The organism is Thioalkalivibrio sp. ALE25, from assembly GCF_000377285.1.
Lineage (GTDB): Bacteria > Pseudomonadota > Gammaproteobacteria > Ectothiorhodospirales > Ectothiorhodospiraceae > Thioalkalivibrio.
In genome coordinates this window covers 1-17,716 of sequence record NZ_KB897931.1, presented here as the reverse complement: position 1 = coordinate 17,716, position 17,716 = coordinate 1, and the positions used below count along the sequence as shown (strand labels likewise).

Below are 17,716 nucleotides of genomic sequence, written 5' to 3'. Positions count from 1 at the left end.
CGGGCGCGGCGGATTGTGCCGGCGCTGGTGGTGCTGGTGGCGGCGCTGCTGGTGGCCGGGTGGTGGACCCTGTCGCCAGCGGATTACGAACAGCTTGCCAACCATGCGCGCTACGCGCTGGGCTTCGCCTCCAACCATCGGTTCTGGGAAGAGGCAGGTTATTTTGATGTGGCCTCGCACGAGAAGTGGCTGCTGCATACGTGGTCGCTGTCGGTGGAGTGGCAGTTCTATCTGTTGCTGCCCATCGGGTTTCTGCTGGTGTGGTGGTGGCGCCGGAGCCGGGCATGGTTGACGGCGGCGGTGCTGGTGGCTTTTTTGGTGTCGCTGGGGCTGTCGGTCTGGCTGACGGGGCGTTCGCCCTCTGCGGCGTTTTATCTGTTGCCCACCCGCGCCTGGGAGTTGCTGGCCGGGGTGCTGGTGTATCTGCTCGGCGATTACGTAAGCGGGTCGGATCGGTTGCGTCGCGGGCTGGAGCTTGCCGGGCTGGGGCTGATCGTGGCGGCGCTGGTGGTGTTCGATGCGAACACGCCATGGCCGGGCGCGGCGGCGCTGCTGCCGGTGGTGGGCACGGCGCTGATTCTGTTGGCCATGCGCCACACACCCGGTTGGGCGACGCCGGCACCGGTGCAGAGGCTGGGGCAGGTGTCGTATTCGCTGTATCTCTGGCACTGGCCGGTGTTCGTGGCGCTGGTGTTCCTGGACTGGCGCGGGCAGCCCTGGGCGGTGGCGCTGGGCATGGGCGTGTCGCTGGTGTTGGCGGCGTTGTCGTACCGGCTGGTGGAGCAGCCCAGCCGACGCTGGCTGACCCACGCGGGCCACGGCGCGGCGGTGGCGGCGCTGGTGGTGCCGGTCGTACTGCTGATGGCCTTTGCGCTGTGGGTAAAGAGCGCGGACGGCGTGGACGACCGAATGCCACCCCGGTTTGACGCGATCATGGCCGAGGCGCAGAACACCAACCCGCACCGGGACGAATGCCATGGCCGGCCCGGCTGGGATGCCTTTCCCTGGTGCCACCTGGGGGGCGAGACCCCGCGCGCGGTGGTGATTGGCGACAGCCATGCATCGGCGATCGCCACGGCGGTGCTGGAGGCGGTGAGCGACACGCCGGATGCGGGCATTATCCAGGCGACCTATACCAGTTGCCAGACGCTGTTCGGCGCCCGTAAGCGCAGGGAAGACCTGGAGTGCGCCGAGTTCAATCGCTTTGTGGAGCAGCGCCTGGCGGAATTGCCCTCCAATGTGCCGGTCGTGGTGGGCAACCGACTGAGCGGCGCCGCGTTTGGCAGCCACATTCCCCATGAGCCGCGATATGGTATCCCCACCGTCTACTTTGGCGAGCGACCTGTGCAGGAGCCCGATGCGGCGTTTCTGGCGGAGTTTCGCCAGGAGGTTATCGACTCGGCCTGCCGCCTGGGCGAGGACCGGCCGGTATACTGGATGCGCCCAACGCCGGAGATGATGGTGGACGTGCCCCGCTGGTACGCCCGCCAGACGGTGCTGCGTGCCGGTTTCGACTTCGACGTGCGCCTGCCGCGGGAGGACTACGAGGCGCGCCATGCCCTGGTTACCGAGGCCCTGCGCACCGCGGAGCGGCAATGCGACAATCTCCACCTGCTGGACCCCGAACCCGCCCTGTGCGAGGGCGGGCACTGCTACGGCACACGCGACGGCCTGCCTCTGTACTACGACGAACACCACCTCTCCGAGCGCGGCAACCGAGCCCTGGTGCCGCTGTTGCGCGAGGCATTGCAACCAAAAGAGTTCCATGACACTGATCGTTGAAACCCCGGATACTCGGCCGCCGGAGCGGGATTACATCCTGGGCGTGGTGCTGGGCGAGTTCCTCGGCTTGGCCTGGCGCCGGGTGCCGGCGGACCGGGTGGACATCCGAATCACTCTGGACGACCATCCGGGTGAACTCCGCCTGCCCGACGTCTTGCTTTCGACACCGGAGGCCGACTGGCTGCAACCCACCTCTCTGCCGGCCCGTCCGCTCCGACGCTGGGATGCGCACGAGCTGGCAACGGACATCACCCTCGTCGAGCCGTTCGTGCCCGTAATCTACGGAGACCACACCCACTCTGTAGGAGCCCAGCCCCCTGGGCGATTAAACGCGGACTCTGGCTTTGCCGCCGGGAATGACCGAGACGCGGATACCCGCAGGCCTCTCGTCTCTGGAGAAGACGGTCGATTGACCCTCCCCATCGACATCTTCGGCTCCGCCTTCTTTATGCTCACCCGCTACGAAGAGTTGGTGGTGAGCGACCGTGACGAACACGACCGCTTCCCCGCCTGGGCATCGCTGGCGTATCAGGAGGGTTTTCTGGAGCGGCCCATCGTGGACGAGTACGTGGAGATTCTCTGGGCAGCGATGCAACGGCTGTGGCCGCGGTTGGAACGCCGAAGCCGGGAGGCCCGGATACGCGTTTCGCATGACGTCGACCGGCCTAGCCGCTACAGTTTTGGCCCATTTCGTCGGTTCGTCCGCTCCATGGCGGGAGACCTGGTCAAGCGACGTGATTTCGCGAGCGTCGTTCGAGGGCCCGCGGTCCGATATGGCCGTCGGCAGGCCCTGCATCCGGCCGATCCCTTCAATACGTTCGACTGGCTGATGGACATCTCGGAAGCCAACGGCCTCCAGAGCGCCTTCTACTTCATACCGGGCAAGACATATGCTCCGCATGATCCGCTCTATGACCTTGACGACCCCAAGATCCGTGACCTGATCGCCCGCATAGCGGAACGTGGGCACGAGGTTGGATTGCATCCCGGTTACCATACCTACCGGGACCCTCAGACCCTCACAACTCAAGCAGACCGCCTACGCCAGGTCAGCCATAGTGCGGGGGTGAACCAGCAGGAGTGGGGCGGCCGGATGCACTACCTCCAATGGGACTCGCAGGTTACGCCCCAGGCCTGGGAACAAGCGGGAATGACGTACGACTCGACCCTGGGATATGCCGACCATGCAGGCTTCCGGTGCGGTACCAGCCATGATTTTCCCTTGTTCTCATGGGCGGAGCGGCGCGCCCTTGGGGTAATGGAGCGACCATTGATTGCCATGGAAGGGACAATCCTCTCTGCCAAGTACATGGGGTTTTCCGAAGCGGATGACGTCAGAGGGTATCTCAGCACTCTGCGTTCGCGCTGCCACCAGTTCGACGGCGCCTTCAATCTCCTGTGGCACAACTCGGAGTTGGTTGATTATCGAAGCCGCCTGATCTACTCAGAAGCGGTCCCGGCCAACTCGCCTACGAGGATCGTACCGTGAACGTCTTGCGTGCATTGCAAGGGTTAGAGCACCGACGGTGGTTTGTGCTTGGCGGCGTGGCACTGTGGCTCGCGCTAGAACTGGGATATCGGTTGTATGTATCGCCCGTTCACGGCTACTCAGGGTTCGTCCTCGATCTGAACGTCATCAAGTATGTCGAGGCATGGCTGATCTACATATTCCTCCTGTTCTGGGCTCCTGCGCAATTGCGGAGGCCCTCGGATTACTTCATCAACTTCCTGCTCTTCGGGTTGATGACGCCATTGCTTCTTTTCTATGGGGTTGCGGATCAGCCGAGGGAGCACCTGTACATTGTGCTCCTGGGCTATGCGTTGGTGGATATCTTTAGGCGCGGCCCTGTGCTCCGGCTACCCGTTCTGCGCGAAGGTCCGTTTTTGGCTATATGTGCGATCGTGCTCGGAGTCTTGGGTGTTTCGTTGTGGCTTCTCTGGTCAGGCGGGGTGGGCTTCTTCAATCTGGATCTGACGGCAGTCTATGACTATCGGCGCGATGTAGGGGCGGTGATTAATGAAGGCGTGATGGGGTATGTGAACACTTGGGCCTATAAAGTGTTTGGCCCGGCTTTATTGGCCATCGCGTTGTGGAAGCGGCATTTCTGGCTGGCCGGTTTGGTGTTTTTCCTCCATGTTTACTGGTTCGGGGTCAGCTCACATAAATCCGTCTTGTTCTTTCCGTTCCTGGTGTTGTTCCTCTGGGTATGGTTTCGACGGACGAGGGCCTTGAGTGTTGTCCCATTCGCGATGGCTGGAGTCGTGATGGCTGTGCTACTGGTGTACTTAATGGCCGATTATGGGTTTCCAGCGAGCATGTTCATACGTCGCGTGTTCTTCGTGATTGCGAACAACACGTTCTATTACTATGAATTCTTTTCGAGTAATGAACTTGTGTATTGGTCGAATTCGGTTCTCTCGAGAGTCTTGGAGTATCCTTACGATATGAATCCGGCCCGGTTGATCGGGGACTCTCGGGGCACGGAGAGCCATGTCAACAATACGTTTCTGTCGACCGGCTACATGCATGCCGGTGTTTGGGGAATCGTTTTCTACGGAATCCTGGCAGGATTCATCTTTCGGCTGGTGGATAGCGTAAGTGCGTTGGGTGTTCCGATCTGGGTGGCAATTGCCGTACTCATTGTGCCCAGTCGTTCACTGCTTCTAAGCGCGGACCTTCCGACCGCTCTGCTCACGCACGGAATTGCCGTCGGCATTCTGATTCTTCTTTTACTTAGAACGAGCAATAAGTTGCGGCGGGAGACTGTATCAGCCTCGTCCGAGAGCAAGGGAGTGGTGCATGGGTGCGTATGAGAAAGGTTGGGTGCAGGTCATACACTTGACCACTGTCCATCCGCGTGGTGATACGCGCATCCGGGTGAAGGAGACCGCCTCGCTAGCCGAGAGCAGTGCCGCGAAGGTGGCCCTGTACGTGCAGGACGGCCAGGGATCCGAGCACGACGAAGGCTCCGGTGTGGCGGTGGTGGATACCGGGCCACCGCCCCGGGGACGCGTGCGGCGCATGCTGTTCGGTGCGTGGCGGATGTACCGCGCGGTGCGTGCGGCGCGGCCGCGGGTGGCGCATTTCCATGATCCGGAGCTGATTCCGGTGGGGCTGGCGTTGAAGCTCTCGGGTGTAAAGGTGGTGTACGACGTGCACGAGGATGTGCCTCGCCAGATCCTCGGCAAGCACTGGATTCCCGCCGGTTTACGGCAGCCGGTGGCTTCGGCGGCGGCGGCCTTCGAGTGGCTGGCTGGGCGTGCGTTTGATGGCATCGTGGTGGCGACGCCGACGATTGCGCGGCGCTTTCCGGCGCACAAGACGGCGACGGTGCAGAACTTCCCGATACTCGCTGAACTGGTGGCGCCGGACCCGGTGCCGTATGGGCAGCGGCCGCCGCATTTTGCCTACGTGGGTGGTATTACGGGTATTCGGGGGTCGCGGGAGATGGTGGAGGCCACCGGGCGGGTGGGCGAGCCCGAGTGCCGGCTGCAACTGGCCGGTGGCTTCTCGCCCGCCGCCCATGGGGATGAGCTCGCCGCGCTTGACGGTTGGCAGCGGGTGGAGTTCCACGGCTGGGCCTCACGACCGCAGGTCACCGCGATCCTGGGCAATGTCCGGGCGGGGCTTGTGGTCCTTCACCCCACGAAGAACTATCCGGATGCCTATCCGGTGAAGATGTTCGAGTACATGGCGGCCGGGTTGCCGGTGATCGCCTCCGACTTTCCGCTATGGCGCGAGATCGTCGATGGGGCCGGCTGCGGCCTGCTGGTTGATCCTCAGGACCCGGATGCCATCGCCGGCGCCATGGCCTGGCTGCTGGCCCATCCCGACGAGGCCGAGGCCATGGGCCGCCGCGGCCGCGAAGCGGTGGAGCGGCAGTACAACTGGGCGCCCGAGGCCGATAAGCTGCTTGCGCTGTACGAACAGCTCATGAGTGGCCGTCGGGCGGGGTAGGGCCTTGTTGTTCCGGGACAAGCTGTTTCTGGCGAACTGCGATTCGGTTCGTGGTCTGGGGTCTGCGGAGGTCCGGCAGCGGCTGATGCTGGGCGTCGTGTTCTCTCAGGGTCTGGTGCTTTCGCCGAACATGCTGATGGATACGCCGGGGGTTGCCGAGTTCCTGCGGGGACGGATGGTGGGCAAGTATCTACGCGAGGAAGGGCTCGGGCAGGTTTCGGTTCGCGGGCGTGGTCTGGGGGCGGATTGCTCGTTGGTGGATTATTTCCGCGACTTGCCGGGTGACTATCTGTTTTCCCGGTTTCCGGGTCGGCCGCGCAAGGCCGAGCTTGGTGCGGAACGACGCGAGGCGATCTATCGCGAGATGGAGCGCATGGACCGTACGCTGCGGGAGTACGAGGTGGAGTGGCGGGATGTTCCGCTGCGGGCCGACAGCCTTACACAGGCCATCAACGCGCGGCTGTCGGGTGAAGAGGCCAAGCGGTATTTCGATGGCGATGGCGGGGACGACGACGGGGCGTGGGCCGGGTTTCGGGCGGGCGGTGAGAACTGCGGGTCACGATCGGCCTGGTACGCACACGTGGAGAGGTCGCTGCCGGCCGAGGCGGGTGAGCGGTTCAAGCTGGAGGTGGTGGACGCGGCCTACAACGGCTTGTTTCTGGAGTCCGGCGAGGCGTTTGTAATGGACCGGATGCAGGGGCTGCACCGCATCCCCGGGGCCTTGCTGCAGCCGGCCGTGTCGATTCGCGCGCTGCGAAAAGAGATCACCTGGGTGCGCTATCCCGTGCGCATGTTCGAGTTCGTGACCTCCGCGGGGGCGGGTGAAATCGCCAGGTGGCTGACGGACCGGGCCCTGGATTATCTGGGGGATCAGGCGGTGAAGCGTGGGGGCGGGGTGGCCAGTCGGCGGAACTGGTTCGGGCTGTATCCCCGGCTGGAAGCCGCCATGGGTGTGGAGCGCAAGGCATGATCGAGTACCGGAACCCCTGGTTTCGCGTGCGCCGCGAGGGGCAGTACCACTGGGTGGAAGAGCCGATGTCCGAGAACGCGGCGGCGGTACTCCCGTTGTGGCGGGGTGGTGTTTTGCTGCTGGAACAGACGCGCCCGGCTCAGGGTGCAACGCCGACATTGGAGATGCCGCGGGGGTACGGTGAGCCGGGCGAAACCGCACTGCAGTGTGCCCTGCGGGAGCTGCGCGAGGAGACCGGTTTCGGGCTGCGACCGGAGGATATTCAGCATCTGGGCTATGTGCGTCCGAACACCGCGGTCCTGGATTCCCGAGTGGCGCTCTTTGTCGCACGGGTGCCGGATGCGGCCGAATTCCGTCCGGATCAGGGCGATGGACGGCCCTATCGTGTCGTGCCGCTGGACGACCTGGATGCCGTGGTGAGCGGAGGTGTGCTGGAGGACGGGTTTACGCTTTCGGCTCTTGCGGTTGCTCGGGCCAGGGGGCTGTTGAGCTGAGGCGTCTCCGGCTGTCTGGGGGCAGGTGCGACCGACTTTAAGCCACAGAACCCACGAAGCAATACGGCATGTTGTGGTAGGTGGGGGCTGACCAAAACGGCCGTGTTCATGCCCAACACACCGTCCGTGTTCTTCCGTGGCCCTATTAACCGAACAAGTGAATGATTCATGACCAAGATAATGACCATCGTCGGGGCACGCCCCCAGTTCATCAAGGCCGCGCCCGTGTCCCGGGCGCTGGCGGCGGCCGGTATGCACGAGCAGATCGTGCATACCGGGCAGCATTTCGACGCGGGGATGTCGGATGTGTTCTTCGAGGAGCTGGGTATTCCCAGGCCCGCTCACCATCTCGGCGTTTCGGGTGGCGGCCATGGCGTGATGACCGGGGCCATGCTGCAGGCGCTGGAGCCGCTTATGGAGCGAGAGGCGCCGGACTGGGTGCTGGTCTATGGCGACACCAATTCGACACTGGCAGGTGCGCTGGCCGCGAGCAAGCTGCATATCCCGGTGGCCCATGTGGAGGCGGGTTTGCGCTCGTTCAACCGCCGCATGCCGGAGGAGCAGAACCGGATCGTCACCGACCACCTCTCCGATCTGCTGCTTACCCCGACCGATGGGGCAACCCGGCGGCTGCGCGAGGAGGGCATCCCCGATGAGCGTATCGTTCAGGTGGGGGACGTGATGTTCGACGCGGCCCTGTACTACGCCGATCGTGCGGCTGAACGCAGCGCGGTGCTGGCACAGCATGACCTTGAGGCGGGCACCTACATCCTCGCGACCATCCATCGTGCCGACAACACGGATGACCCGGCCCGCCTGCGCGCGATCGTGGATGGCCTGGAGGCCGTGGCCGTCGAGCACCCGGTAATCCTGCCGCTACACCCGCGTACCCGCGCAGCACTGGAGCGCCACGGGATCGCGCTTTCTCGGGTGCGAGCGATCGACCCCGTGGGGTATCTGGACATGGTCGCCCTTGAGCGTCACGCAGCCCTCATCGCCACGGACTCCGGTGGCGTGCAGAAAGAGGCCTATTTTCATGGGGTACCGTGCGTCACCCTGCGCGACGAAACCGAATGGACCGAACTGGTCGACCTCGGCTGGAATCGGCTGGCACCGCCGACCCAGGTCGATATCGCCGCCGTGATCCGTGAAGCAGTGGGGACTTCCGGACAGGAGGGGCGTCCCTATGGCGACGGCCAGGCCGCGGATCACATCGCCCGGGCACTGCGCGACAAGCGGCTTGCCTGAAGCCGTGCTGGATGTCCTGGATCGTGGCGAGCCGGAGCGCGTAGCAGGACGGTGAGGAAAACGGGGACAGATTCATTTTCGCCGCAGTGAGGAGATCAACCTGTCCCCATTATTGGTCGTAGGAACGGTGCTTGCTGGCGAATGCGGCGGCGGGCCGGGCGCATCTCGCCGTTCGCGGCCAAGGCCGCTCCCACAGTTTCCTTGGTTGGGCGTTGGTTGCCAGTTGACAACCGGGGGCGCCGGGCCTAGCGTGTAAGGACACCCATGGAACGGAGGAAACACCCCAACAAGGATGTGGAAGCCGCGCTGGCTTATGCCGAGGCTCGTGGGTGGCGGGTCAAGCAGGCGAGCGGGCATGCCTGGGCACGCATGTATTGCCCGTGGAACGACAACGAGTGTCGCTGTGGTGAGTTCTGCATCGTAAGCGTGTGGAGTACGCCGCGAAATCCGCCCGCTCATGCTCGCCAGATTGTCCGTGTGGTAGACGGCTGTACCGGGGCTGTCGGGGATGAGGAACCATCATGAGTCATTACGAGTTTACGCTGAAATTCGCTATTCCATCCGATTGGGATCGTTCCTGGCTGGAAGCCCGGCTGTTCGAGGGCGGGTGCGATGATGCACTGATGGGAACGGGCCAGGAGGGGCGTCTCGCGCTTTCTTTTTCGCGCGAGGCGGCGTCGGCGTCCGATGCGGTGACGAGTGCAATCCGCGATGTGCGTAACGCGGTCCCGGCAGCGGTGCTCGTCGAAGTGGCGCCGGATCTCGTGGGGGTGTCCGATGTGGCCGACCTGTTCGGCTTTTCCCGGCAGAACATGCGCAAGCTGGTGCAGACCCACCGGGACAGTTTCCCGTTGCCTTTGCACGAGGGCCGGTCGGCGCTCTGGCATCTGGCGGATGTGCTGGAGTGGTTCGCCCGGGAAGGGCGATCGGTGGACCCGGCATTGCGGGAAGTCGCGCGCGAGGCCATGCATGTGAATGTGGCCCGCGAAGCGGCTCGGCTCGACGGGCACTCCGGTACGTTGTGGCTTGGCCCCGAGCGTCAAACCCCGCTCGTGGGATGAAAATTTTCGGGGGCATTTTGGCGGGGGCTTCGCGGGCGAGCCCGCTCACACAGGGGGCAGGATTCGTTGTAGGAGGCCAGCCCTCTGGCCGATGAGGGTTGTCGCGCGAGAGTTATCGGCCAGGGGGCTGGCCTCCCACGGGGGGTGTTTGCGCGGTGGTGGTCCGGGCCCGGGGGTCTGTGGGAGCGGGCTCGCCCGCGAATGACGGGTGTATGGAATTTGTAAAAGCAATTGCCAGTTTGCATAAGTAGCGATAGGGTAGGCGCATGATACCGCGCACTGCCGAAACACTGGTCCGGGAGCGGTTGAGCGGCTTTCCCATCGTTACGGTCACGGGGCCGCGCCAGTCCGGCAAGACGACGCTGGCACGCGCGGTGATGGCGGACCGTCCTTATCGTTCCCTGGAAGATCCGGATGTGCGTGCGCTGGCGCTGGATGATCCGCGCGGGTTTCTGTCGCAGTGCCCCGATGGGGCAGTGCTGGACGAGGTTCAGCGGGCGCCGGAATTGTTCTCCTATCTGCAGACGCATGTGGACGTCGATGGACGCATGGGACGGTTTCTGCTCACGGGGTCGCAGCAGTTCGGGTTGATGTCCGGGATTTCGCAGTCTCTGGCCGGGCGTTCGGCGTTTGTGGAGTTGCTGCCGTTGAGCCATGCGGAGTTGGTGGAGGCCAGGCAGGCACCAACGGCTCTGGATGCGATGATGTTTACCGGTGGTTATCCGGCATTGTATGACCGGCCGGTGTCTCCACGGCACTGGTTTTCGGCATATGTGACGGAGTACGTGGAGCGGGATGTGCGCCAGTTGCTCCAGGTGCGGGATCTGGACGCCTTTCAGCGTTTTGTGCGGCTGTGTGCCGGGCGCAGTGGTCAGGTGTTGAATCTGTCATCGCTTGCGGCCGATTGCGGTATTACCCACAACACGGCCAAGGCGTGGATCTCGGTGCTGGAGGCCAGCTATGTGCTGTTTCTCCAGCGGCCGCACCATGCGAATTTCAACAAGCGGCAGGTCAAGTCGCCGAAGCTGTATTTCCACGACACCGGTCTGTTGTGCTGGCTGCTGGGGTTGCAGACGCCGGAACAGCTGGTGGTGCATCCACTACGCGGGCAGGTGTTCGAGACGTGCGTGATTTCGGAGCTGCGAAAGGCCTTTCTCAATCGCGGCGAGCCGCCGCTCTTCCACTTCTGGCGCGACAGTAATGGCAATGAGGTCGACCTGCTGATCGAGTGGGCGGGTGGCCTGATGCCGGTGGAGATCAAGTCCGGCCAGACGTTGAACCGGGATTTCTTCACCGGGCTCGAGCGCTGGACCGCGCTGTCCGGTGACATGGCCCGTTCGCCTACGCTTGTTTACGGGGGCGAGGGCGAGCACCAGCGCAAGGATATGCGGGTTCTGGGCTGGGATAGGGTGGGCGACGTTGTGCAGCGATAAAGGGGGCGGCCCCTTTTTTGTCCGCTTGAACAGTGGCTTGGCGCGTACATAAATCAGTGCTTTCTTGAGGCCGGGCGCAGCGTGAGCGCCGCCCGCCTGTAAACCGCGAATGGAACAGACACACGAATGCGCATCACCTACCTGCACCAGTATTTCAACACTCCGGAGATGTCCGGCGGTACACGCTCGTACGAGATGGCCCGGCGCTTGGTGGCCATGGGGCACGAGGTGAACATGGTCACCTCCTGGCGGGAGGAGGGCGGTGAGCGCGATTGGTACGAGACGGAGGTGGCGGGTATTCGAGTCCATTGGCTGCCGGTGCCGTATTCCAACCAGATGAGCTATCGCGACCGCATTCAGGCATTCTTTCGCTTTGCCTGGAAGGCCTCTCGAAAGGCCGCTTCTCTGCCGGCCGATGTAGTCTTTGCGACGAGTACCCCTCTCACGATTGCCCTTCCTGGCGCGTATGCCGCTAGGCGGCAGAAGGTGCCGATGGTATTTGAAGTGCGTGATCTCTGGCCTGACGTGCCTTGTGGGATGGGGGTGATCAACAGCAGGCTCCTCTGTTACGGCGGAAAGATACTCGAGTCGTTTGCCTATAAATCCAGTCGTGAGGTTGTTGCTCTCACGCCTACAATGCGTGACTTCTTGTCTGGCAAAGGGGTTGCGCTTGAAAATATTAGCATCATCCCTAACGGGGCAGATATTGAGGAGTTTTCTTCTGGATCAGAAAAATTCCGAAAACCTGCTCAAGAGAAAGAGGTCAGGTTGTTGTATTGTGGGGGTCTTGGGCCTGCTCATGGCCCCGATTACCTTGTTGATCTGGCGGAGCAGCTTTATTTGATAGGATCCCCGGTGGTTTTAGATGTGGTTGGGGATGGAAGAAGTCGAGCTGAACTAGAGGCGCAAGCTCATGAAAAGGGAGTAATCGGAAAAAATATCAGGTTTCATGGTTCCTGCGCCAAGCGTGAAGTCCCCGCATGGTACGCTGAGAGCGCGGCATCCATTATGACCATGGCGCCTTTTGAAATACTGTATCGCCATTCTGTCCAGAACAAGTTTTTCGATTCTCTCGCCGCAGGAAAGCCGATCGTCTCGAATTATCGAGGGTGGTCTTCCGAATTGGCAGAGAGGGAAGGTGCAGGTCTAATCATTCCGATGGACGACGTTAGGGATGCAGCGGTTTCGTTGACCAACGCGTTGCAGGACCAGGCATGGGTAGACTCTGCTGCAGAATCGGCTCGTGCCCTGGCCGAGGAGCGCTTCTCCCGAGACCAGCTGGCGGGGGAGTTGGAGCGTGTTTTGGTGAAGGCGGCCGGGACGGGCTGATGGAACAGCTGGCCTACCAGTTGAAGCACCGGCTCCCCTGGCTCTTTCGCGGGGTCGAGGCGGTTGCGCGCGGGGTGACGGTGCTGCGCTTTGGTGGCCGCATTCGCCGGGCTCGCAGGCAGGGCACCTTGCAGGGGCGGGTCGCGGGTGAACCCGCCGTGATGCGGCCACTGGGTGTTGAGGACCTGGATGCACTCTCCGGCTTCCTTTCGGGGCAACCGGAAGAGCGGCTGCAGTATTTTCGGCCCCATGGTTTCGATCACCGCTCCCTGCGCCGGGTGCTCGCCTCCGGTGCCTTTCTGAACTACGGGCTGTTCGCCGGAGACCGGCTGGTGGGCTATGCGCTGCTGAAGGTGGCACCGACGGGCTCCGCGTTCATTGGGCTGCTGGTACACCCGGACTTCGCCGGTATGGGGCTGGGTCGTTTTATCGTCCAGTTTCTGTACTGGCAGGCGTCGCGGGCTGGCCTGCGCGCCCGTTCCACCATCAGCCGGCACAATCCGGCGTCGTTGCGTTCCCACGAGGCGGTGGCGAAGTTCGAGATCGTCGCCGAGCTGCCGAACGACTATCTGCTGATCGAGTTCCCGCCGGGGCGGCCGGAAACCCCGGTGTTGGCGGCGGGTTAGGGCGTTTGCCGTGAGGGGTGCAGTCCTGATCTTCGGCCCGCAATACGCTAGGGTAGAGGGAAAGGTTCGGGTCGCCTGAGTCTCCATGATCGGCCCCCAGGAGTATCCGATATGACTTTATTGGCCAGCACGGTGTCGCTTGAGGATTTACGCGAGGGCGTCGACCGGCTTGAAAGGCCGGAGTGGGTGCGGGCAATCGAGCTGACCGAGGGCCCGGACGCCGACGACGACATGGCCCTTTGGGCCTGGATTGTCCTTGAGCCGGAATTTCCACCGCAGGATGAGGTGCAGCCCGCACTGGCGGCGTTGCGGCATCGCATACGGGAGTATTTATCAAGCCAGGTACCGGGCCTCTGGGCGTACGTTCGTGTGAGAGAGTCGAGTGAGCGGAATCGCTGACGGGAGCGACGGATGTCTTTGCAAAGGGATTTGCTCAACCAGGCCCGACAGCTCGCGACCCATGAACCGAGACGGCCACGCCAGGCCAGTCTTCGACGGGCGGCCTCTGCAGCGTATTATGCTCTTTTCCATCTGTTGGTGGATGCAGCAAGCCGGGAGATTGTGGCTGGGCAGGGACGGGATGTGCTGCGGCAACAGGTGGGCCGCGCTCTTGGGCACGCCGACATGAAAAAGGCGTGTCAGGCCTTGGTGAAATGGAACCCCGGTGCGCCGCCGCAGCCCTTGGACCAGTTGATTCCCGGTGGTCCAGATGGTCGGGTTGTGACGGTCGCGGATGCGTTTGTGGAGCTGCAGCAGGCGCGTCATGAGGCCGATTACGATCTGTCCCGGCGGTTTTCCCGGACGGATGTGCTGGCTCTGGTTGGGGTGGCCGAGCGTGCGTTTTCGGCCTTTCAAACGATGAAGAAGGCCGACGAGAATCGCCGTGTTTTCCTTATGCATCTCGTGTTTCATGGCCGCTGGAAACGGTAGGGGTTGGTTCATTTGTCCGGACTTTCACTTCCTGAGGCCGCGCTTAAGCGCGGCTTTGACGTGTTGGGGGCAGCCGTGGGGCTGGCGCTGACGTTCTGGCTGATCGCGCTGGCCTGGGTACTGGCAACGATCGACACCCGGCAGAACGGCTTCTTCGTGCAGGAGCGGGTGGGGCGCCACGGGCGCGTGTTCCGGGTGGTGAAGATCCGCACCATGCGGCCCTCCCGCGTGCATACGACGACGGTGACCACCGGGCATGATCCGCGTATCACGCCGCTGGGCCGGTTCTTCCGCCGCACCAAGATCGACGAGCTGCCGCAGTTGATCAATGTGCTGCTGGGGCAAATGAGCTTTGTGGGGCCGCGGCCGGACGTGCCGGGGTTTGCCGATGCGCTGGAGGGTGAGGACCGGCTGGTCGTGTCGGTGCGCCCGGGGATCACCGGGCCGGCGACGCTGAAGTACCGCGACGAGGAGTCGATGCTGGCCGCGGTGGAGGATCCGGAGGCGTACAACCACGAGGTGATCTTTCCGGACAAGGTGCGGATTAACCGCGAGTATGTGCAGAACTGGTCGTTTCGGAAGGATCTTGGGTATATCTGGCGGACGGTGTTTCGGTAGGGGCGTGGCGGCTTTGAGCGATGGGGTGGGTTCGGCTCTGGTCGCCCAGGGGGCTGGGCTCCTACAGTGGCGTGGTTCCCGGACGTGTAGGAGCCGAGCCCCCTCGGCGATTGGGGCATTAGGGTCGTACGGTCGACGGTCGCCGGGTTTCGGGGACGGTTGAATGACGTGGTGGGCGTGAATTTGTGCGCTTTGTAGTCGTGGTCCAAGATAAATGCCGTAATCGGCCGGGTGAAGCACGGAGGTGAGCAGGTGAAAACAAGAAAGCGAGATGCCGGTCGGGTAGTGCTTGCGGCCGGTTCGGTGATGGAAGTGTGGCCGGCGCATGACTACTCGGCCTTTATGCCTTCCGGTTCGTTGCAGCAGCGAATCGCCGGTCATTGGGTCAACGTTGGTGAGCGCCTGCGTGAAGGGATGAATCGCGCGGAATCCGACCAGGGAATGGAGAGGAACGATGAACGAAAGGCCAACGGAGGGCCTGCCTGACAACCGGCCGGATACGGCCGGTAGCCAAAGCGGTACATTCGAGGAGCTGGTGGCCGGGCTGGAAGGTGGCGCCCTGTCACCGGAAGACCAGGGTAGGCTTGCGAGGCTCCTTGCCACTCAACCTTCGGAGCTGGTGATGGCGGCGACGCGCCACGAGTCGTACAGCGGGCCGTTGCCGCACCCCGACCTTCTGAACCGTTTCGATGATGAAACCCGCCGTGCAATCGTGCAGATGGCCATGGATGAGCAGGCGCATGCTCATCGAATGCGGGAACGCGGATTGGAAGGTGCCATTGCAAAGGACCGTCGGGGGCAGCGCTACGGTCTGGTGATTGCGGTGGCGGGTCTGGCGGCGGCGGTGGCGATTGCGCCTTTCAGTGCCGTTGCGGCCGGCATCATCGGGACCCTCGACCTGTTCGGCATGGTGGCGCTGTTCGTGGCTCCGCGAATCCTGGAGCGAATGCGTTCCAGTGGTGCGCCTTCGGCCGAGTAGGCCGAGAGCCTTATCGGGTCTCTATCCAGTTTTTGTTGGTGGACGGTTATGCAGGTCGGCCGTGAGGCGGATCAATTTCCCTAGGGAAACACTGATTAATGTACGCACTCGCGTTGGCACCCCAGGTTTTCCGAGACAAGGCGCGTCGCGCAGCGGGTAGTGGTTCTACCCGCACGTGGCGCAACGCAGGATCGGGGAACCTGGGGTGCCAACCCCACAAACGATTTAAAGCTGGGGCTCGGCCGCCCGTTGTTGACGAAAACGGGCGCGGGAACGGCGTTGCGGTCCCCTTGTGCAGAATGACTGCACGGCAGTCACCGCGCCTTGTTCGCACGCAAAAGCGACTCGAGCGCGAATGTGTACATTGATCAGTGTTTCCCTAGGTGGTGTGACGGTGGTGAAGAGTTTGTGGCCGCGGTTCGAGGATGACGAGCTGGTGGCCGTGCAGCGGGTGCTGAGTTCTGGTCGCGTGAACTACTGGAATGGTAGCGAAGGGCGCGAGTTCGAGCGCGAGTTTGCGGCGTTCCATGATGCGTCCTACGGGATTGCGGTGGCGAACGGCACGCTCGCGCTGGAATTGGCGCTGATGGCGCTGGGTGTGGGCGAGGGCGACGAGGTGGTGGTGACGCCGCGGACGTTCCTGGCGTCGGCTTCGGCGATCGTGATGCGCGGGGCGCGGCCGGTGTTTGCGGACGTGGATCGGGATTCGGGCAACATTACTCCGGAGAGTGTGCGGGCCGTGCTGGCGCCGCGCACCCGTGCGGTGATCGCCGTGCACCTGGCGGGCTGGTCGTGTGACATGCACGGGCTGCGATCGTTGGCGGATGAGCGGGGGTTGTTTCTGATCGAGGACTGCGCCCAGGCGCATGGGGCGACGCTGGAGGGGCAGCCTGTGGGGTCGTTCGGGGATGCGGCGGCGTTTTCCTTTTGCACGGACAAGATCATGTCCACCGGTGGCGAGGGCGGGATGCTGCTGGTGAGGGACGAAGCTGTGTGGCAGCGCGCCTGGAGCTACAAGGATCACGGCAAGGCATGGGATGCGGTGTATAACCGCGAACATAAGGCGGGGTTTCGCTGGTTGCATGAGTCGTTTGGGACCAACTGGCGGCTGACCGAGATGCAATCGGCCATTGGCCGGGTGCAGCTACGGAAGCTGCCGGGCTGGCTGGCGCAGCGGAGTGCCAACGCCGGGGTCCTGCTGGAGCGGCTGTCTGGGGTGCGGGGCCTGCGCGTGCCAGTGCCACCGGAGGGCGTGGGCCATGCCTGGTACAAGTTCTACGCCTACGTGGAGCCGGAGTCGCTGGTGGATGGCTGGGACCGCGACGCGGTGGTGGCGGCCATACAGGCCCGTGGGGTGCCATGCCTGCAGGGGAGCTGCAGCGAGGTCTATCTGGAGAAGGCCTTTGACGGGACGGACTACCGGCCCGAGCGGCGCTTGCCTGTTGCCCGCGAGTTGGGTGAGACCAGTGTTATGTTCCTGGTGGACCACACGTTGAGTGAGCCCGATATGCACGCCGTGGCCGATGCTGTGGTGGATGTGATGGGCCGTGCGACTGGAGTAGAAGGAGTGGCGCAGGCCGGGGTCGTATCGCAGGACCGTTCTGCCGGCTAAGTTCTGCGGTTCGTGGCTGCCTCTGGGGGTGTCGTTGTGCTCGTGAGAAGGTTGGTTTGATCTGGAATCCGGTTTGCTGCGATGCAGGCGGGTGCTTTCCCTGGATGAGGCGTTGCCAAGGCTGTCGCGCCTGTGCGACAGAGCGAGTGAGAGCACTTATGCGTTTGCGCTCACCGGGTCACTGCGGGCCGCGCGGCGCAGTCTTCGCCGGGGTGGTATCGCTGGTTACGGGGCTGCCCGGGCAGATCGCCACGTCGCGTTGCTCCTCGCGATGACCGGAGGGGGTGGAGCCGCCCAATAAGGTGGAGAGGGTCGGTGGTTTTCGAGCTTTGGCGGGGGCTTCGCGGCCGAGGCCGCTCCCACAGGGGTAGCAGTCGGTGTAGGAGGCGAGCGGTTGTGTGCGTCAAGTTGTGCAGAAGTGAGTCAGCCATGTTCGGTTGGTCGGTATGGCTCAGGCGGCCTCGGCCTGCCTCAGCAGGATTTTCTTGTGCTCTTTGAGCAGATCCATGTTCAGGTAGCGGTTGTCCTCCAGCCAGCCTTCGTGGATTTCGACGGCCAGGGCCCGTACCAGGCGTAGACAGCTGTGGGTGTTGGGGAAGATCCGGACCACCCGGGTCCGGCGGCGGATCTCCTCGTTCAGCCGCTCGAGCATGTTGGTGCTCTTCATGTGCTTGTG

General features: G+C 63.2%; 18 protein-coding genes. 17 read left to right on the top strand and 1 reads right to left on the bottom strand.

What is annotated here, in order from left to right:
• Positions 1-15: 15 nt before the first annotated feature.
• From C996_RS0107170 to C996_RS0107095, 17 genes are all read left to right on the top strand, one after another.
• Complete coding sequence (locus tag C996_RS0107170) at positions 16-1,782, top strand: acyltransferase family protein (RefSeq protein WP_018866774.1); 1,767 nt, start codon at positions 16-18, stop codon at positions 1,780-1,782.
• A complete protein-coding gene (locus C996_RS0107165; RefSeq protein WP_018866773.1) occupies positions 1,766-3,271 on the top strand; it encodes a polysaccharide deacetylase family protein in 1,506 nt (501 codons plus the stop codon). The genes C996_RS0107170 and C996_RS0107165 overlap by 17 nt, the downstream gene beginning before the upstream one ends.
• On the top strand, positions 3,268-4,596 hold the full coding sequence (locus C996_RS0107160; RefSeq protein WP_018866772.1) for a hypothetical protein: 1,329 nt from the start codon (positions 3,268-3,270) through the stop codon (positions 4,594-4,596). Before C996_RS0107165 ends, C996_RS0107160 begins: the two co-directional genes overlap by 4 nt.
• Positions 4,583-5,740, top strand: a complete 1,158-nt coding sequence (locus C996_RS0107155) for a glycosyltransferase (protein ID WP_018866771.1) — start codon at positions 4,583-4,585, stop codon at positions 5,738-5,740. Before C996_RS0107160 ends, C996_RS0107155 begins: the two co-directional genes overlap by 14 nt.
• An 85-nt stretch (positions 5,741-5,825) precedes the next feature.
• A complete protein-coding gene (locus C996_RS0107150) occupies positions 5,826-6,710 on the top strand; it encodes a hypothetical protein (RefSeq protein ID WP_231367139.1) in 885 nt (294 codons plus the stop codon).
• Positions 6,707-7,204, top strand: a complete 498-nt coding sequence (locus C996_RS0107145; protein ID WP_018866769.1) for an NUDIX hydrolase — start codon at positions 6,707-6,709, stop codon at positions 7,202-7,204. Before C996_RS0107150 ends, C996_RS0107145 begins: the two co-directional genes overlap by 4 nt.
• A gap of 180 nt (positions 7,205-7,384) precedes the next feature.
• The gene (gene wecB, locus C996_RS0107140) at positions 7,385-8,452 is read left to right on the top strand and encodes a non-hydrolyzing UDP-N-acetylglucosamine 2-epimerase (RefSeq protein ID WP_019592972.1); all 1,068 of its coding nucleotides are present in this window, start codon (positions 7,385-7,387) and stop codon (positions 8,450-8,452) included.
• Positions 8,453-8,973: 521 nt separating this feature from the next.
• Positions 8,974-9,513: an AlpA family transcriptional regulator gene (locus tag C996_RS0107135; RefSeq protein ID WP_018866767.1), complete on the top strand. Its 540-nt coding sequence runs from the start codon at positions 8,974-8,976 to the stop codon at positions 9,511-9,513.
• A 266-nt stretch (positions 9,514-9,779) separates the two neighbouring features.
• Entirely contained in the window at positions 9,780-10,946 is a 1,167-nt protein-coding gene (locus C996_RS0107130; RefSeq protein ID WP_026279235.1) for an ATP-binding protein, read from the top strand.
• Positions 10,947-11,072: 126 nt separating this feature from the next.
• A complete protein-coding gene (locus C996_RS0107125; RefSeq protein WP_018866765.1) occupies positions 11,073-12,275 on the top strand; it encodes a glycosyltransferase family 4 protein in 1,203 nt (400 codons plus the stop codon).
• Positions 12,275-12,901: a GNAT family N-acetyltransferase gene (locus C996_RS0107120; protein WP_018866764.1), complete on the top strand. Its 627-nt coding sequence runs from the start codon at positions 12,275-12,277 to the stop codon at positions 12,899-12,901. Before C996_RS0107125 ends, C996_RS0107120 begins: the two co-directional genes overlap by 1 nt.
• 111 nt (positions 12,902-13,012) lie before the next feature.
• The gene (locus tag C996_RS0107115) at positions 13,013-13,300 is read left to right on the top strand and encodes a hypothetical protein (protein ID WP_018866763.1); all 288 of its coding nucleotides are present in this window, start codon (positions 13,013-13,015) and stop codon (positions 13,298-13,300) included.
• 12 nt (positions 13,301-13,312) lie between these two features.
• The gene (locus tag C996_RS0107110) at positions 13,313-13,831 is read left to right on the top strand and encodes a hypothetical protein (protein ID WP_018866762.1); all 519 of its coding nucleotides are present in this window, start codon (positions 13,313-13,315) and stop codon (positions 13,829-13,831) included.
• 12 nt (positions 13,832-13,843) lie between these two features.
• Positions 13,844-14,449 (top strand): sugar transferase, encoded by a 606-nt coding sequence (locus C996_RS0107105; RefSeq protein ID WP_026279234.1) that lies wholly within the window; start codon positions 13,844-13,846, stop codon positions 14,447-14,449.
• Positions 14,450-14,701: 252 nt separating this feature from the next.
• Entirely contained in the window at positions 14,702-14,935 is a 234-nt protein-coding gene (locus C996_RS14775) for a hypothetical protein (RefSeq protein WP_231367138.1), read from the top strand.
• On the top strand, positions 14,904-15,428 hold the full coding sequence (locus C996_RS0107100) for a DUF2335 domain-containing protein (RefSeq protein ID WP_018866760.1): 525 nt from the start codon (positions 14,904-14,906) through the stop codon (positions 15,426-15,428). Before C996_RS14775 ends, C996_RS0107100 begins: the two co-directional genes overlap by 32 nt.
• A 388-nt stretch (positions 15,429-15,816) precedes the next feature.
• Complete coding sequence (locus C996_RS0107095; protein ID WP_018866759.1) at positions 15,817-17,040, top strand: DegT/DnrJ/EryC1/StrS aminotransferase family protein; 1,224 nt, start codon at positions 15,817-15,819, stop codon at positions 17,038-17,040.
• A gap of 451 nt (positions 17,041-17,491) precedes the next feature.
• Here C996_RS0107095 and C996_RS13785 read toward each other — a convergent pair.
• On the bottom strand, positions 17,492-17,716 hold a 225-nt coding region (locus tag C996_RS13785; protein ID WP_026279207.1), incomplete at its 5' end, for a transposase.